Annotated in this window: 15 protein-coding genes; all 15 read right to left on the reverse strand. The window is 44.2% G+C overall.

What is annotated here, in order from left to right; genetic code table 11:
- Positions 1–4: 4 nt before the first annotated feature.
- The 15 genes from JV36_RS0115885 to ftsZ all read right to left on the reverse strand — a co-directional run bounded on the left by JV36_RS0115885 (position 5) and on the right by ftsZ (position 17,535).
- Positions 5–373, reverse strand: a complete 369-nt coding sequence (locus JV36_RS0115885) for a response regulator (RefSeq protein ID WP_032097482.1) — start codon at positions 371–373, stop codon at positions 5–7.
- Positions 374–386: 13 nt separating this feature from the next.
- Positions 387–1,118 carry a ParA family protein gene (locus JV36_RS0115890; RefSeq protein ID WP_032097481.1) on the reverse strand — a complete coding sequence of 244 codons (732 nt, stop codon included), beginning with the start codon at positions 1,116–1,118 and terminating at the stop codon, positions 387–389.
- Positions 1,118–1,372 (reverse strand): hypothetical protein, encoded by a 255-nt coding sequence (locus JV36_RS0115895; protein WP_032097480.1) that lies wholly within the window; start codon positions 1,370–1,372, stop codon positions 1,118–1,120. Before JV36_RS0115895 ends, JV36_RS0115890 begins: the two co-directional genes overlap by 1 nt.
- Positions 1,363–3,945, reverse strand: a complete 2,583-nt coding sequence (locus tag JV36_RS0115900; RefSeq protein ID WP_032097479.1) for a chemotaxis protein CheA — start codon at positions 3,943–3,945, stop codon at positions 1,363–1,365. The genes JV36_RS0115895 and JV36_RS0115900 overlap by 10 nt, the downstream gene beginning before the upstream one ends.
- Positions 3,942–4,313: a response regulator gene (locus tag JV36_RS0115905; protein WP_032097478.1), complete on the reverse strand. Its 372-nt coding sequence runs from the start codon at positions 4,311–4,313 to the stop codon at positions 3,942–3,944. Before JV36_RS0115905 ends, JV36_RS0115900 begins: the two co-directional genes overlap by 4 nt.
- Before the next feature lies 1 nt (position 4,314).
- Positions 4,315–5,169 carry a CheR family methyltransferase gene (locus tag JV36_RS0115910; protein WP_032097477.1) on the reverse strand — a complete coding sequence of 285 codons (855 nt, stop codon included), beginning with the start codon at positions 5,167–5,169 and terminating at the stop codon, positions 4,315–4,317.
- The gene (locus JV36_RS0115915; protein ID WP_032097476.1) at positions 5,162–5,803 is read right to left on the reverse strand and encodes a HEAT repeat domain-containing protein; all 642 of its coding nucleotides are present in this window, start codon (positions 5,801–5,803) and stop codon (positions 5,162–5,164) included. Before JV36_RS0115915 ends, JV36_RS0115910 begins: the two co-directional genes overlap by 8 nt.
- Before the next feature lie 10 nt (positions 5,804–5,813).
- Positions 5,814–6,851, reverse strand: a complete 1,038-nt coding sequence (cheB, locus tag JV36_RS0115920) for a chemotaxis-specific protein-glutamate methyltransferase CheB (RefSeq protein ID WP_032097475.1) — start codon at positions 6,849–6,851, stop codon at positions 5,814–5,816.
- A gap of 27 nt (positions 6,852–6,878) precedes the next feature.
- Complete coding sequence (locus JV36_RS0115925) at positions 6,879–8,399, reverse strand: chemotaxis protein CheW (RefSeq protein ID WP_032097474.1); 1,521 nt, start codon at positions 8,397–8,399, stop codon at positions 6,879–6,881.
- Between the two features lie 84 nt (positions 8,400–8,483).
- Positions 8,484–10,391: a methyl-accepting chemotaxis protein gene (locus JV36_RS0115930; RefSeq protein ID WP_032097473.1), complete on the reverse strand. Its 1,908-nt coding sequence runs from the start codon at positions 10,389–10,391 to the stop codon at positions 8,484–8,486.
- Between the two features lie 329 nt (positions 10,392–10,720).
- The gene (mutT, locus tag JV36_RS0115935) at positions 10,721–11,107 is read right to left on the reverse strand and encodes an 8-oxo-dGTP diphosphatase MutT (protein ID WP_032097472.1); all 387 of its coding nucleotides are present in this window, start codon (positions 11,105–11,107) and stop codon (positions 10,721–10,723) included.
- The gene (gene secA / locus JV36_RS0115940; protein ID WP_032097471.1) at positions 11,107–13,818 is read right to left on the reverse strand and encodes a preprotein translocase subunit SecA; all 2,712 of its coding nucleotides are present in this window, start codon (positions 13,816–13,818) and stop codon (positions 11,107–11,109) included. The genes mutT and secA overlap by 1 nt, the downstream gene beginning before the upstream one ends.
- Before the next feature lie 192 nt (positions 13,819–14,010).
- Positions 14,011–14,889, reverse strand: coding sequence for a M23 family metallopeptidase (locus JV36_RS0115945; protein ID WP_032097470.1), 879 nt, complete (start codon positions 14,887–14,889; stop codon positions 14,011–14,013).
- Positions 14,890–15,064: 175 nt separating this feature from the next.
- A complete protein-coding gene (gene lpxC, locus JV36_RS0115950) occupies positions 15,065–15,976 on the reverse strand; it encodes a UDP-3-O-acyl-N-acetylglucosamine deacetylase (RefSeq protein ID WP_032097469.1) in 912 nt (303 codons plus the stop codon).
- A 389-nt stretch (positions 15,977–16,365) separates the two neighbouring features.
- Complete coding sequence (gene ftsZ, locus JV36_RS0115955) at positions 16,366–17,535, reverse strand: cell division protein FtsZ (protein WP_032097468.1); 1,170 nt, start codon at positions 17,533–17,535, stop codon at positions 16,366–16,368.
- Between the last annotated feature and the right edge of the window lie 50 nt (positions 17,536–17,585).

The following is a 17,585-nucleotide window of genomic DNA, read 5'->3' on the forward strand; positions in this document are numbered from 1 at the left end:
AACCTTATGCTGCAGGAACCAGTTGCTTTACTACGCCAATGAGCTGATCGGGCTCTACGGGCTTAACCAACCAACCTGTTGCACCAGCTCGCTTCGCCTCCTCACGTCGGCTTTGCTGTGACTCAGTAGTCAACATTAGCATCGGCATAAACCGAAACTTTACTTGTTGTTTTAGAGTCTGAATGAGATCTATTCCATTCATACCTGGCATATTCAAATCTGTGATGATGAGTTTAGGCGTGATCTCTTCAAGGTCTTTTATCGCAGCTTCAGCGCTGTTTGATTTTGTTACGGTATATCCTGCTCGCTTAAGTAACATTTCCATACTCATTAGCATGGTTGCAGAATCGTCAATTAAATGTATTGTACTCATAGTTGCTCCGTTGTTACTCTGAAATCATGGCGTTACACAGTGCGTCATAGTCTTTCGCTCCCCGACATTTAGGGGCAAACTCACTTATTGGCTTATTGGTACTGAATGCTTCCGCCAATTTGATGCACTTATAAATAGGGGAAAATACCTTTGCATTCCCAAATCTCTCTCTCCATTGGTTGAGCGTTAGGCGGTGAAGCCTCACGTTTTTCTCGACCATGACAGGGAGTAGCTTTATGCTTTTTGCTCTAAACTTTCTTTCTGACACCGCTTTTAAACAAGCAAAAAGCAGTTTATCTACACCATCGGAGCTAAGCGGCAATGGAGCCGCGGGTATAACGATTTCTGTCGCAGCCGCTAATGCAGCCATTAGCTGAGCATTGAGCGTTGGTGGGGTATCAATAAGAATCACGTCGTAGCGTGCGCACAATCTTGAATCATCACACCACTCTCTTACCGCTTGCAAATGTATCTGGCTTCCAATATCGGCACTTGTATTGTTCACTTCTGTGATATCAATATTGGGGTGCACAGCCACAAGTTGTTTATAAAAATGCGCAATTGGGAAAGCAGGCGAAATAGGGCCTTGCTCGCCTTGAGAGAATCCGTGTAGCACATGCCCTTGATTGTCTAGGTCTAGTACCAATACACGTTGCCCCCTAGTCGCAAGACCATAAGCAAGGTTTACAACAGTAGTCGTTTTAGCACTCCCACCTTTTCTATTTGCGACCGTTATAACCCGCATCACAGCCAAACCTCTTTCGAATCGTGCGTTAATAGTTCTTTAAACCAAAAGAGTGAAGTGTCCTCAGGCATTATCGATATCGTAGGTTGGAGCCCTAAGATCACCTGATAGATAGCTGTATGTGCGGAGGTCAGCTCTTTTAAATTAAGCGAACGTCCAGAGGCCTCCTGCAGCCAATTAAACAAGCTTTCTGCTTCCTCTATTTCGCAGTGTCCACAGAGCACCGCCACTTTTTTCTTCAATACTAATGGCATGCAAGTATCTCCTGAATATTTACAATCAGCATCACACGCCCATCGCCTAGTAGTGCTGTACCTGAAAAATGGGAATAGCCAGACAGGACTCCCTCTAAAGGCTTTTGAATAACATCTATTCCCTCGTGAAATTTATCTATCACTAGTCCATGCTCGCCAGTAGGAGAACTAACGATCAAGATAGAACACTCTTCTCCATTTTCAATATTTTCAAAACCAAGCGCCGAACGCAGTTCACACAGAGGGATTAACTTATCGCGGATAACAAGTACATTCTGGTTGCGAATTCGTTGAACTTCACTTCGATGCACTTTTACAGTTTCCACAACCGCGTCCATACTGACACCGAACATTTGATCGGCGACTTCAAACATCATCACGTGGTTTACCGACATGGTTTGAGGCAGCAATAGTTTAAATGTGGTTCCAATACCGAGCTTACTGCTCATTTCAATCTTTCCGCCGGCCTGATTGACCATGGTGCGAACAGCATCCATGCCAACTCCACGTCCCGATAAATCAGACACCTCTTCGTTGGTTGAAAATCCCGGAGCAAAAATAAGTTGAAGCGCATCCTCATCATTTATTGTTTCTAGCTGATGCTCAGTGATGATGCCCTTTTGGAAGGCAAGTATTTTTAATTTTTCAGGGTCAATTCCTTTACCGTCATCGCGAATTTCAATGACAACGCTATCATCAAGCGGAGTAGCAATAAGATCTATTCTTCCTTTTTCCGCTTTACCCTGCTGTATCCTCAAATCTGGAAGCTCAATACCATGATCAATGCTATTTCGCAGCAGGTGAATAAGCGGTTCAGACAGTGATTCGATTAAATTTTTGTCGAATTCTGTATCCTCTCCACTCATAACTAACTCAATTTTTTTATTAAGCTTTCTAGCAAGGTCACGCACCAAACGAGGATACCGTTCGAAAACATGAGATACTGGCACCATACGAATCTGAAGCACAGCACTTTGTAACGACTCAGTTAAACGATTCACGATGGAAAAATGAGACTTAATCTGCTTACTCAACACTTTACTTCCCCCTTCTTCTTCAGCTTGCTTTGCTAAGTAGGGTAAAGAATTTTTTGCGACAGCCAGTTCACCAACGATATCCATGAGATAATCAATTTTTTCTTGATCGACTTTGAGCATTTTCACGACGTGGCGTTCTGATTTAGCCATTTCTTCAGAGGGTGAAATAGAAGAAGCGTGCCTGTTATGCGAATCAACATTTATTGAATTACTGTCGTTCTCTGGTTGCGAATTCTCTAAAGCGGTGCTAGCCACTGACAAGGCGCGATCTATCGCATTTCGTATGCTCTCCTCACAGGTCAAATCACATTCAATTGCAAAACGACTCAGCAATTGTTGCGTTAGGTTCGCTAGTGAAGGGAGCATAAGCTCGCGATTGTAATACTCTGCGTCAAGTAATTTGCGCTGCTGTTGCAATAGCTCGACTTCATAGAGGCTGACAGATTTAACGTGCTTATTGTCTGTAAGCTGATTAGATTCTAGCTTCAGGCTATCTTGCATATGGGCTTGAGGCGAATTAGCAGGGTACTCATTTCCTTTTGCCAAATAGCAGAGCACTGCATTTGTGATAGGGTCGTGATTACCCGAGGTTTGCAGTATTTCGGCAATACTTTGTATCTGCTCCAACTCACCATCTTCAATCGCAATAAGGAGACTTTCATTCGCAAGTTTCTCGACAGCGTCTCTTATTTCAGCGGCAAAAGACAATGCTAATTCGCAGCGAGAGATGTGCGATACGTGATACTGTCCCTCGTAATATGCCATATGGCTATCGATTTCACTTATATCCGCTTCGCCGATGGCAATAAAAGAGAGAGCACTCTGATAAATATCGCTTTCGCTTGTTAAAAGTGGAACTGCTGCTTTGAAGCCCAATAAACCAGGCATTGTGATTAAGACATTGAACGGATCTTCGCCCCGAAAAAAGCAGTCGTGATCTGGCTGATAGTCTATGAAATACAGGTTTTCACTTTGCGTTTTTGCCAAAAGAGTGATTGCCGAACTTGATGAAAACTTGGACGTGAATGTACCGATAGTGCTATTGAATGGGCCAGCGCTAGATGATTCACTCGTTGTATTTCCAATAACATTTACAGAAGTCAATGAGTCGGGGTGCGGCGCCTCTTCATCGCTGGTGCCCTTTGCGTTGTTTGCACTAATGAATGCACGCAATGAATCGCTTAGTTTTACTGAAACTGGTCTCCATTCGTTCATGTTTTCAGTACCGAGTTCAAGCTCATCGAACCACGAGGATATTTGATCTAGCACCTCTAATAGAAGGTCACCAATTTCTTCGGTATAAACGACTTCACTCGCTCGTAGGCAATCAAGCAAATCTTCTGCGGCGTGCGCTAACGCGGTGAGGGGTTTAATATCGAAAAGATCAGAAGAGCCTTTAATTGTGTGGATGTCTCTAAAAATACCGTCAATGATACCGTTGTGGGAGCTCGAGGAGTGTATAGTTAAAAGGCCTCGACTTGCTGACTCTAGATTTTCTCTCGACTCATTAATAAATACATCTAGAAGCTCACTCATACCGCATCCCCTAATATAGCCGCAACAAGCACTTTGAGTTGTTCACTGTCTACAGGCTTTGACATATAAAAATTTGCACCACTTCTATAGGCCCGTTCCTCATCCTGCTTCGCTGACTCTGTACTTATCATGATAACTGTGGATGAGCGTAGCTCGTCACGTTGTCTGATTTCTTGGCATAGTCGGTACCCGTCCATTTTTGGCATGTTGATATCAACTAAGAACAGATCAATAGGAGCTTTAAGCGCTTTCTCTAATGCCTCTACCCCATTTTCAGCCTCTTCTATGTGACGGTTTATAGAAGAAATGACGCCTTTGTGAAACATACGAACTGTAGTAGCGTCGTCAACAATCATTATATTCTTCATCTCACTCACCCCCTGTCATAGGTTTTTGGTAAGCAATCACATCACCAAATCTTTTAATTTTAAACATAGACGATATGCGACTCATCGACTCAGAATGACCGAGAAAAATATACCCCCCTGGCTTCATAGCATCGTACAAAACTTGTGCGGCTCGCTTGCGTGAGTCATCGTCGAAATAAATCAATAAATTCCGACAAAATATGAGATCAAAATGTCGAAACTGCTTCATATTGCTTGAAGATAAAATGTTGGCGAGAGTGAATGAAACAGAATCGCGAATATCTTCAATTAGTTGGAATTGCCCGTTGTTTTCTACAAAGTATTTTCTTTGAATATCCACTGGAATATTTTGTACCGAGCGTTTTGAATAGAGCCCTTTCTGTGCGGCTTGCAATACCTTGCTATCGATATCTGAAGAGATTATTTCTACATCTCGATGTGATATTCCTTTCCAATATTCAAGTAATTGAATTGCGATAGAATAAGGCTCTTCGCCAGTACTAGAAGGAACCGACCAAATTCTGAGATCTTCACTAGGCTGACGTATACTATCAAGCTCGTCCATTATATGTTTTGTCATGGCAGAAAACTGATAGTCTTCACGAAAGAAGTAAGTTTCGTTGACTGTCATGGCATTCACCAAGTTTTGAAATTCATCACCGCTTGCCTGAAATCGCATGAACGTAAAGTAGCTTTTAAATGTTGTATGCCCCGTGACTTTCATTCGTTCATAGAGCCGTTTATCAACGAAATAACGCTTCCCATCTTCAAAGTGAATACCTGTTTTTCGATAAAACAGTGAGCGGAAGCGCTCAAAATCTGCTGTTGAAATTTTGTCTAATGATGGACTATTCATCAGCTGAACCCAGCTGTTGATAAAGAATATTGATGACAAATTCTATGTACGTATTACCAGCATGTCGTTTAGCAACCAATGGTAATACTTCCAACGTTGTGCCGTCGCCTACCTCTGTGAGTTTGTCTAATGCGGTTCCTACAACATTTATGTCTGTATCCGTTAGTGCAATTTCATGTAGCCAGTTTGTAGCCTCTTTGTGTGCAACAGCGCCAATAATATCGACACAGAAAATTCGTAAATCTGGATCGTTATCATCGATGATATTGTCAATTTGAGAAGCGAACTCAACAGGATTGAGCTGAAAAAGTTCTATAGCTCCATTTCGAACCTGAACGTTTTCTGATTTGAGCAAATCAAGCATCCCATTTGCTGTCTTTGACGAAAACTTCCTGTCTAAAGCAGAGAATAGCGCCTCAATAATAGTAACGTCAGTCTCTTTATGAAGCCGTTCGATGAACACTTCGTCCGAAGTGCCACTGGCCCTTAAATCACGAATTGCCCAGCGTCTGACCTCTATGTCGCATGAGGATAAATCGCGAATTAACTGTTCGTAAGTTCTGGCTGTTGCACGGCGTTCTGACTCGCTCGATTCAGTTTCAAAACTAACTTCATTTTTCTTTTTCAATCCCATTCGAATCCCCTCAGCTGCACAGTGCGTTCAATTTTCCGGAAATATGATGGCTATCAAGGGTAAAACTGGCACATCCAGCCTCTATTAACTCTTTAGGCATGCCAAACACCACTGCAGACTTTTCACTTTCGGCAATCGTTATAGCCCCACCTTTGAACGCTTTACTCATAGCTTGCGCCCCGTCATACCCCATTCCGGTGAGTTGGACACAAAGCATATTCATCGGCTCATAGCAGGAAAGTGCTGACTCAACCATGCGATCTACACTCGGGTGCCACAGAAAAGAAGGGCTAGATGGAACCGGCCTAATAAAAATGTCTTGGCCTGATTTTGAGAATACGACGTCCGAATCCCCCTTTGCTATATACACGCAGCCGCGCTTCAATTTGGTTTTATTGCCGGCTTCCATGACAGGAAGTGGGCAAATTCCATCCAACCGATTGCTTAGTGCGCTAGTAAATGAAGCAGGCATGTGCTGAGCAATAACGATAGGTGCCGGAAAATGTGGTGAAAGCTGAGTTAATATTTCCTCCAATTTTTTTGGACCGCCCGTTGAAACTCCAATAAGCACGACATCCACCTGCCGGTTTGAAGATGTATTCTGCGGGACAGGGGCTGCAGCTGAATTTACTTTTCGAATTGATCTTACTGGCTTAACAGCGTTCGTCAGAGCATGGACTTTATCAATCAGCGAAGCTTCTATATCTGCAATATCACGTGATACGGTTCCGCCAGTTTTTAGTACAAAATCGGCGGCGCCTAAGGTGAGCGCTTCTAAGGTGACAAACGCACCTTTTTGAGTGAGCGATGAAACCATAATGATTGGGCAAGAGTATAAGTCTTTCAAAATAGCTAAACATGTCATCCCATCCATCACGGGCATATTGATGTCTAACGTAATGCAGTCTGGTTGAAACTCAACGGCTTTGTTCAGTGCTTCTTCTCCGTTGCGCGCTATGTCAACCACAAACCCCTCCCTGATGAATAGGCCAGAGAAGTGTTTACGCATAAGAGCGGAGTCATCGACGATAAGAACTTTAATGGGCATTTCTTGACCTCTCAAGCGATAAAATGTTTAACCACGGGCAGTTTCTACAGCTTTGTCGTGAAGCAAAACGCTAGGCTCGATAAGTTGGATAATGCGTTTTTCATCGCTGAGCTTTATTAACCTGTTTAAAAATTCACTTTGTGAATCTGATAAGGAAGGTGCTTTTTCAATCGCATTTCGCACCACGGTTTTTACTTCAACAACGCTGTCTACAATGAAACCTGTACGTAACTTATTTTTCGTCAGTACAACAATCCTCTGACGCTCACAGCTTTGCGACGAAGGCAGATTTAAACGGCTTCTCAAATCGATAACAGGTAAGACTGTACCTCTTAAATTAACAATACCTTTCAGGTAGTGAGGAGTGCCTGGCACACTCTCCAGCTTCTCTGGAACACGAGTTATCTCCTGTGTGTCTTCAATACTAACGCCATACTCCTGTCCCTCAATCCAGAATATGACGTACTGTTCATAGTCGTCTTCGCCCGCCGAGTCTTGCTTAACCTCGGTCACGTTATCCTCTCCTATAAGATCGGTTTCCATGGTATTTAGCGTATGTGATAATGAACGCATGAAAATATTCTCCAACGAAATTATTGAAACTAAACTTTTACCGCCGTCTCGTCGGTAAACCGCTTCAAGGAAGCCAGACTCTGCGCCATCGTTACAAACACTAGGAACAGGCTCCATCTCATTACTGCAAATTGACATGACGTTGCTTACCTTAGCGACAACGAAGCCAATACTTCCATAATGTGCGCTATGTATGATCACAATTCTGCTTGCATCGTTAATTTGAGAACTTTTCATGTGTATGGTCGACGCAAGATCGATAATAGGAATAATTCGCCCCCTGAGATTAACAAGCCCTAAAACACAAGGTAGGCTATCGGGTAATTGCGACATGACATCTGGTACCCGCACTATTTCTTGCACGTCCTGTAGATGCAGGGCAAAGTCTTGACCATCCAGCGAAAAACAGACAAGTTGCTGCAAGTCATCTGCCTCTTCTTCAATACTGGCCTTACTGTCAGCTGATGCAAAGTGAGAAAGGGTGGCATTTTGCGATTCTACTTTTGCTATTGATTGTGCTTTAGCTAAGGAAGACACATTCAGAATTTGCTCAACAGGCCTGTCTGCTTGCTTTATAATTCCGTCTAAATAGTCGTAAGCCACAGCTATCTTTTTACTATCGCTGTCGACCACGCAATTGCTTGGCACGCTGTACACTTTGAGAACTCTGTCTACAAGGAAACCAATACTCCCAAGCTCTGTATCAACTACGATAACGCGATTCACATCGGATACCGCTGAAGGCGTGCTAAGTAAAATCATTGACAGATCGTAAACTGGCAGCACATTTCCTCTCAGATTTGCCAGTCCTTGCATTTGAGGCGGACCTAATGGGACAGATACCAAAACTGGAACTCTGATGATTTCTCCGACTGATACCATTTGGAATGCAAAACATTCTTCTTGGATTAAAAAAGAAACAAATTGTTTTTCAACATCTGCGCTATCAGTGTGAACTTGTTCGGTTATACTCATCACTGCCTCCTCATCTCGACCGCTTCGTTTTGACCACTTTGCACAAACCACATCTTAATGACCGATTTCTATTAACCAATTCAACTAGCCGTTTTGCATTTCATCAGCTACTGATGCAATTTCTTCAATGGACTTAGCGAGTAACTCCATTCCCCTACTCTGCTGCTCAGCAGCCACAAGTGCTTGCTGACAGTTACTGCTGGCCTGTTCATTGGCAGTAGCAATTTGCTCGAGTCCTTTTTGCGCTTGTGTTACCCCCGCTGATATTTCCTGCCCACTGTCTTTCATTCCTTGGTTGAACTTAATAATTTCGCCAATATCAATACTGATTTTTTCCACATCCTTCATTGTTTGCTGTGCTTTTTGAACTTCTCGTGATGCGTTTTCTGCAACATTAGTAAGGTCAAATTTGACTTTAACTGTTTGATCTTGAATGGCTTTTATTAAGTCTTTGATTTGCTCTACGTTTTCCGCCGCTTCATCTGCTAAACTTTGAATATCGGAAGAAACGACAGCAAAGCCTTTTCCAAATTCGCCCGCTCTTGCAGCTTCCACAGCACCGTTAACCGCTAACATGCTAGTCTTCACGGATACTGTGGTAATAGTGTCTATAACTTTATCGATCTGTCGGGTCATTGCTTCCATGGTAGAAATGGATGAGACATTTTCTTTGCTGGTTTCAAGCGCGATATCAATTCCCGACACCATCTCTTCGATAAGTGTTTTATTCGTTGCGAGTAAGACAGAAATGGATTCACCTTTTTCTAAAGCTGTATCACATTGTGAAGAGGCTTTATCCACACCCTCTCGCAGAACTTCAATGTTACCTACCGCCTGGTCAACCGCGCTTGCAGCTTGCTGAGCACCGTTGTTAACCTGAGTAAGAGCGGTTGATATTTCTGTTGATGACCGACTGATCTCTTCGAGAGTCGCAGATAGTTCTTCAGCAGAGGAGGCGACTTCTTCTGCGCTTTTATTAATGTCCGTGCTATTGCGTAGCTCCTCGGTTATGATTTCGAGCGATTGTGCGGCTTGCTCTGCTTGGGTCAGTGCAGCGCTTTGTTCAGCGACATTAGATGAAACCTCTTGGGCCGCTGATGACTGCTCTTCCGCTGCGCACGATATTGCTTCTGAAGCAGTCTGAATTTCTGTTGCAGCATGTTCCATTGATTTAACCTGAGCTTGAAGCTCATAAGCACCATTCGAAATTGCTTGCATATCCTCTTTTATCGTACTGAGCTGCGAAGTAACTGTTTCTCCTTTTTTTACTTCTTCCAGTGCTGACTCAGAGGATGATTTAACAGAGTCTGAAACTTGGTTCGACTGCATTTGAATAGACTCGATTTGCTTTGCAATTTCAGATGCACTCTTATCAGATACTTCTGCCAAAGCACGCACCGTGTCAGCGACAACCGCAAACCCCTTTCCGTGCTTACCAGCTCGCCCCGCTTCAATTGCTGCATTGAGCGCAAGAAGATTAGTTTGGTCAGCAATACGAGTCACTTGTTTGACCGCCTCGCCAATGTTGGAGGCCTGCTGCTCTAATTCACTCATCATTACAACAGAACGTGATTGATTTTCAGATGCCACCTTTACGCTTGACATAATAATCGCCAAATCATTAACCACTCTTTCAATGTATTTCTCTAGCTCGTTGGATTTACCCAACGTCGCGGTAGATAGCTCAGTTTGCTCTGTTAAACCGCCCGCAATTTGAGTGATAGCTGCCAAACTTTCTTGGCTTGCACTACTTGACTCTTCTGCTCCAGCCGATATTTCACTAACCGCAGTTGAGAGTTGATCTGTAGCACTCGATGATTCGTTGATTCCACTTGCAAGCTCAGTTGTTGCCGTTGCAATCCGCTCAGCTGCTTGTTGTTGCCTCGCTAGCGTGCGTGCCTTTTTACGTGCATCTTCCGCTTGTTTCCTCATTCTAGCGTCAACATTAACGGTGGGGGCAGAGCTTTGCTCGGTGTTTTTTTTGAGTGCCATGGGTTACCTCAGTACGGTTCAGAATAGATACACATTTACTATCAGCGACTTTCTGAATAATTTAGGTATAAATCAAAATACTAAAGTATAGAAATAACGAACTAAGAAAATGATCCCGCTACAGAGATTTCGAAAAAACGAGCAGAATACACAAATGACACTAATGTCACATAAAAGTAAAATATTGATCTGCAAGATAAAATGTAAAACGCTGACAATTGAAAAAACGTCAATTATCTTTCGTCTAATAAGAGAAAGTTTGAAAAGAAAATTTTTGAGTTTTTGCGTAACTGAACGACATTTGTATGACGTTCATTACGAAAAAGAGGTTAGGGAAGTGTTAAAGCTTGTATAATGGGTTTGTTCGCCGCAGGGAATTCATCGCTGTTAATGTCACTCAATGACTGCCAGCGTGAAGACTGCCCTTCTTTGCCGTGGGGCTCGCCGGTAAATTGCGTCACGCGATGCACATCTAGTTTTACGCGCTTATCGCCATAGTCATGCTCGATAAGTATTAACGGCTCGCTAGATAGCACGTCTATGCCAATCTCTTCGGCAAGCTCTCGCTTAAGTGCCTCAGTAACCGTTTCTCCGCTTTCCACTTTTCCACCGGGAAACTCCCATTTCCCGCCTTGGTGAGCGTCTTTTGCGCGAAGGGTGGTAAAGATATCATCGCCGCGGGCAACAACGCCCACGGCAACATGTACCACTTTCATTAACTTAATTTACCGTGGCACTGCTTATACTTCTTACCCGAACCACAGGGGCACGGATCGTTACGGCCTACTTTAGGGCCATTTCTTACGGCAGTACGTGGCGTATTACTGGCCTCTTCTGGCTGCGTTTCAGAAGCATCTTGATGCTCAAAGTTTTTAGGTACGTCATCGGCTTGGCGACGCTGCTCTTCCACTTTTTGCACGTCTTCTTCTGCCTGTACTTTTACGCGGGCAAGAATGGTAATAACTTCAACTTTTAAGGTCTCTAGCATTTGTGAGAATAACGCGAAGGATTCTCGCTTGTACTCTTGCTTTGGATTCTTCTGAGCATAGCCACGTAAGTGAATACCTTGGCGAAGATGGTCCATAGCCGCCAAATGCTCTTTCCAGTGGCTGTCTAGGTTTTGTAGCATTACCGCTTTTTCAAACTGACGTAGCACTTCAGGCCCTACTACTTTTTCTTTCACTGTGTAAGCACCTACTACTTCACCATGAATGCGTTCACGAAGCTTCTCTTCATAAAGCTTGTCATCGTTTTCCAACCATGACTGCACCGGCAAATCCACAGCGAAGTCTGCTTTCAAGCGTTCTTCTAAGCCCTTCACGTCCCACATTTCTTCAAGAGACTGCGGTGGAATGTATTCGTCTACAACGCTCGTGATAACGTCTTCACGGATAGCAGAAATTGTTTCGCTGATATCGCCTTCATCGAGTAGTTCGTTACGCTGCTCGTAAATAACTTTACGCTGATCGTTAGCCACGTCATCGTATTCAAGAAGCTGTTTACGGGTATCGAAGTTACGACCTTCCACTTTGCGCTGTGCGTTTTCAATAGCGCGCGTCACCCAAGGGTGTTCAATAGCCTCGCCACGCTCCATGCCTAAACGCTTCATCATGTTGCCCATTTTTTCAGAGGCAAATATGCGCATAAGCGCGTCGTCTAACGATAGATAGAAACGACTTGAACCAGGGTCACCCTGACGGCCTGAACGTCCGCGAAGCTGATTATCGATACGACGAGATTCATGACGCTCGGTACCAATGATATGTAAACCACCAGCAGCGAGTACTTCGTCGTGTCTTATTTTCCACTCTGATTTAATTTTCTCTACCTGAGCGTCGGTAGGATTTTCAATATTTTCAATTTCAGCCTGCCAGTTACCGCCCAATACAATATCGGTACCACGACCGGCCATGTTAGTCGCAATAGTTACGGCACCCGTTTTACCCGCCTGTGCCACTATGTCAGCTTCATGCTCGTGGAATTTGGCATTCAGTACTTTGTGCGGAATCTTCGCTTTTTTAAGAATACGCGAGATAAGCTCAGAGTTTTCAATTGATACTGTACCTACTAAGGTAGGCTGTCCACGTTTCACGCAGTCTTTTATGTCCTCTACTATCGCTTCGTATTTTTCTTCAGCGGTTAGGTAGATAAGGTCAGCCATGTCTTTGCGCTGCATTGGCTTGTTGGTAGGAACAACCACGGTTTCTAAGCCATAAATATGCTGAAATTCAAACGCTTCTGTATCTGCCGTACCTGTCATACCCGCCAATTTGTTGTATATGCGGAAGTAGTTCTGGAAAGTAATTGAAGCAAGCGTTTGGTTTTCGTTTTGAATGCGTACGCCTTCTTTCGCCTCTACCGCTTGATGTAAACCTTCAGACCAACGACGCCCATCCATCGTACGACCAGTGTGTTCATCAACAATAACAATCTGATCTTCTTTAACAATGTAATCTACGTCTTTAGTAAATAGCTTGTGGGCACGCAGTGCAGCATTAATATGGTGCAGCAGTGAAATATTGCCCGCAGCAAATAGTGATTCGCCCTCTGGTAGCACGCCTTCTTCCTGAAGAATTTCTTCCACATGCAGTTGCCCGCGCTCAGTTAAGTGAATCTGCTTGGCTTTAAGGTCGATGGTGTAATCGCCATCACCCTCTTGGCCTTCTTCATCTTCCTTTTCTTGCTGTACAAGTTGAGGAATTAACACGTTGATTCTGCGATAGAGCTCTGAACTATCTTCAGCTTGGCCGGAGATGATCAAAGGCGTCCGCGCTTCGTCAATTAAAATGGAATCAACCTCATCCACTACTGCGTAGTTAAGTGGACGCTGCACTCTGTCTTGGGGACTAAATGCCATGTTGTCGCGAAGGTAATCGAAACCGAATTCGTTGTTCGTACCGTAAGTCACATCAGCTTGGTAGGCTTTGCGCTTTTCCTCTGATGACATGCCCGGCACGTTACAACCGACTTCCATGCCCAAGAAGTTGAACAGTTGATTACTCCACTGCGCATCACGCTTGGCAAGGTAGTCGTTCACAGTAATAACGTGAACACCTTTACCCGATAATGCATTTAAGTAGGTAGGCAAGGTTGCAGTTAGCGTTTTACCTTCACCAGTACGCATCTCTGAAATGTTGCCTTGATGCAGTACCTGACCGCCCAACATTTGCACGTCGAAGTGACGCATGCCGTATACGCGTTTACTGGCTTCTCGCACCGTCGCAAACGCTTCATTTAGCAACGCATCTAGGGTTTCACCCTTTTCAATGCGCGCTTTAAATTCGTCGGTTTTTGCTTTTAGCGCCTCATCAGAAAGCTTTTCATACTCTGCTTCCAGTGCATTGATGGCATCTACGTTTTTACGTAATTTTTTTAATAGACGGTCGTTTCTACTTCCGAATACTTTTCTAAGGATGCTTGAAAACATTAGCTTTTTTATTCCACTACTTGTCGAGACGCCATACCAAAGGTACAGCAAAAATTAATTGTATAAGACTGAAGCCACCATGTGACATTGCCTTGCGATTTTCACATAAAATGCGATTTGTAGTGATTAACACTGTTAAAATATGCACTTTATATTGACGCAGGAATTACCCTACTTACCTGGCTGCTACCTTTATTTTTTTCTTACGTAAGGTAGAGGATCGACTTGTTTTCCGTTTCTTATTACTTCGTAGTGAACATGAGCGCCAGTCGAACGACCGGTATTGCCCATTTTAGCGATAGGTTGTCCCTTGGTAACCACATCACCGATGGAAACAGACAGTGTGTCGTTGTGCCCATAGCGGGTAACGAATCCATCTCCATGATCAATTTCTACTAGTTGGCCATAACCGTAGCGATCACCTGCCCAGGTAACAATACCTGCAGCTGTTGTCACTACGTCTACACCCGCCTCTCCAGCAAAATCCAGCCCTTTGTGCATAGCTGATTCGCCAGTAAACGGGTCGGCCCGCATACCGTAATAAGATGACAACCATCCCGACGCAATCGGACGACCAGATAATCGACTCTGCTCTTGGATATGGTGACCCCGAACCAAACTTTCAAGCATAGCTAGCTGTTGCGATTTCAAATCGAGTGATTGCTCTAGCTTGGCTATCTCATTGAGGATGGGGTCGGCTTGGATGTTGTCTGGTATCGATACCGGTACGAAAGCGTCCAGGTCAGCCGCTGACATACCTAATTCTGTTGCAATTTGTTTGCCTTGCTCGTCAAGAATGGTTGCTTGTGCCGAGAGTTCGGCCACACGTGAGAGCAGTGCTTTTAATTTTGTCGTGGTTTGATTTTTTAGCGCGTTGATGTCTTCTTTAGCGCCATCGACTTGTGATTGAGCTAAGCGAACCCGAGCAACGTCTTCAGGAACAGACTCTGTTGAACGGCTCGACACCAGCATAAAAATAGATGTGAGCACAGTTGCGCTCACAAGCGTACGGACACTGATACTGTGCCGATAGCGTGTATTTTTACCTGCTAGTGTAATTGTTAACTTCATACCACAAAACGGAATTGGACTTCACACTCGAACGTGTTCTTTGCGCGCTAGGCTAATTCCCTAGGGCTTTATTATTAATGTCGAGACGGAATTCTGTAAATTATCGGCTTACTTTATCATTTATTGAAACGATTGCCACGTGAAAAAAAACCGCCAAGTTGGCGGCTTTTTCAAATTATGCTAATACGGGTTGTGCGTAGCGTATTGGCGCGGACTCCTGAGAGTCATACGTCACGAACTCCCAACAATCTTGTTGTGCTAATAGTGCATTCAGCAGCTTGTTATTTAGACCATGACCGGTTTTATACGCTCTCAGTTCGCCGATTAAGCTGTTTCCGCCAAGGTACAAATCACCGATAGCATCCAAAATCTTATGCTTCAGGAATTCATCGTCGTAGCGCAACCCTTCAGGGTTTAACACGCGAAACTCGTCAAGGGCCACAGCGTTTTCCATGCTGCCACCTAATGCTAGGTTATTCGCATTCATATACTCAAGATCGCGCATAAAACCGAATGTGCGCGCTCTGCTAACTTCGTTAACGTAAGAGCACGAATCAAAATCCATCACCATGTGTTGGCGGGTTTGGCTAATAACGGGGTGGTCAAAGTCGATTTTGAAATCTACACGGAAGCCGTCATAAGGAACCAGCTCAGCCCATTTGTCTTCATCTTCTACGCGCACCGGTTTCTTTATACGGATAAACTGCTTAGGTGCATTTAATTCTTCAATACCCGCCGTTTGAAGCAGAAATACAAACGGACTTGCACTTCCATCCATGATTGGCAGTTCGTTACTGTCAACTTCAACGATGATATTGTCGATGCCTAAGCCAGCAAGAGCAGAAGCAAGATGCTCAACGGTCTGAATTGTCACACCGTCTTCGTTATTTAAACACGTGCACAGCATGGTGTTCCCTACCGCGTCGGCGCGAGAAGGAATATCAACATGAGGGATAAGGTCAACACGCCTAAACACGATTCCCGTGTTCGCAGGCGCAGGCCGGAGAGTCATCGTGACCTTTTCCCCTTTATGAAGCCCAATGCCGGTTTCTTGAACCGGATGCTTGATTGTACGTTGTCTAATCATTTGCTTATGCTTTTACCTTTTAAAAAAGCGGGCGCGAATTATAGTGAGTTATTACTCACATGTCAAAAAACACACAAATTGTGGAATTTCTCCCACTGCTTTGCCTGAGCAGAAATACTGAATAACTTGCTTCAACAAGCGGCGAAGTAGTTTACAAAGCACCCCGTGCTTGCTCGCAGTTTATCCAACCAGTGCTTGTTTCACTCTAAGCTTAGGACTCTAACCATAATGCTCTAGCCTTAACACTCTGACCTTAACACTATGACCTTAACACTGTGAGTACATTACTCAGACCACAGAAAAACTAAAAGATTCCCCGCAGTTTCCTGACGTTTTTCGCAGATTTTTTCAAATGCCTCGAAAAATTTTCGAAAACGCCAGGCAGTGCGTTAGTCTGCCTGCTTACGCAAAAACGCAGGAATATCTAAATATTCCAAATCATTGTCAGGCTGTGCACTGTCTTCTGCTTTTAATGCTTGGTTGCCTTCGGTACCACCAACAGAAGAGCGTGATTCGGATGTATTGCTATTACTACCGTACTCTTTAGCAGGCTGAGTTAAGCGAGAACCTTCAGTGCTAACTAACGAAATATCAGCCTTACGCTCTGCACCAATACCCGTGGCAACAACAGTGACACGTAGCTCGTCCGTCATTTCCATATCGATAACGGTACCAACAACAACAGTAGCGTTTTCAGATGCAAATGCTTTAACCGCATTACCCACGGTTTCAAACTCGTCGATAGCAAAGTCTGGGCCCGCTGTAATGTTAACAAGAATGCCTCGCGCACCTGATAAATCGATATCTTCAAGCAGTGGACTCGCAATAGCTGATTCAGCTGCTTCTTCAGCACGGTCTGGACCGCTTGCTGCACCGCTGCCCATCATGGCTTTACCCATTTCAGACATAACAGTTCTTACGTCGGCGAAATCCACATTGATCAAACCAGGGCGTGTAATCAGCTCTGCGATACCTTGAACCGCACCGCGTAATACATCGTTCGCCGCGCTAAATGCTTGAAGAAGCGGCGTGCCAGGACCCATTACTTTTAACAGCTTTTCGTTAGGGATAGTGATTAATGAGTCAACGTTGTTCGCTAGTTCAACAATACCTTGCTCAGCAAAAGAGGTACGTTTCTTCCCTTCGAATGGAAATGGTTTGGTTACCACGGCCACTGTAAGAATACCCATTTCACGGGCTATCTTTGCCACCTCTGGCGCAGCTCCCGTTCCAGTACCGCCACCCATACCAGCGGTAATGAAAACCATATCGGCCCCATCTAACGCTTGACGAATAGTTTCTCTGTCTTCTTGTGCTGCATCTCTACCGATATTTGGATCGGCGCCTGCGCCTAACCCTTTTGTGACACTTGAGCCAATTTGCAGCGTAATATCTGCATTTGAACTACGAAGTACCTGTGCATCAGTATTCACAGCGATAAACTCTACGCCTTCAATGCTTTGAGACACCATGTGCTCAACTGCATTACCGCCGCCACCGCCTACACCGATGACTTTGATTACGGCTTCTTCGCCGTGACTATCCATTAATTCGAACATACTTACTCTCCGGTTGTACGTCTTTAAAACACTGCACTAGGTCACGTTGT

The sequence above is a fragment of the Alteromonas sp. LOR genome, assembly GCF_000753865.1.
Lineage (GTDB): Bacteria > Pseudomonadota > Gammaproteobacteria > Enterobacterales > Alteromonadaceae > Alteromonas.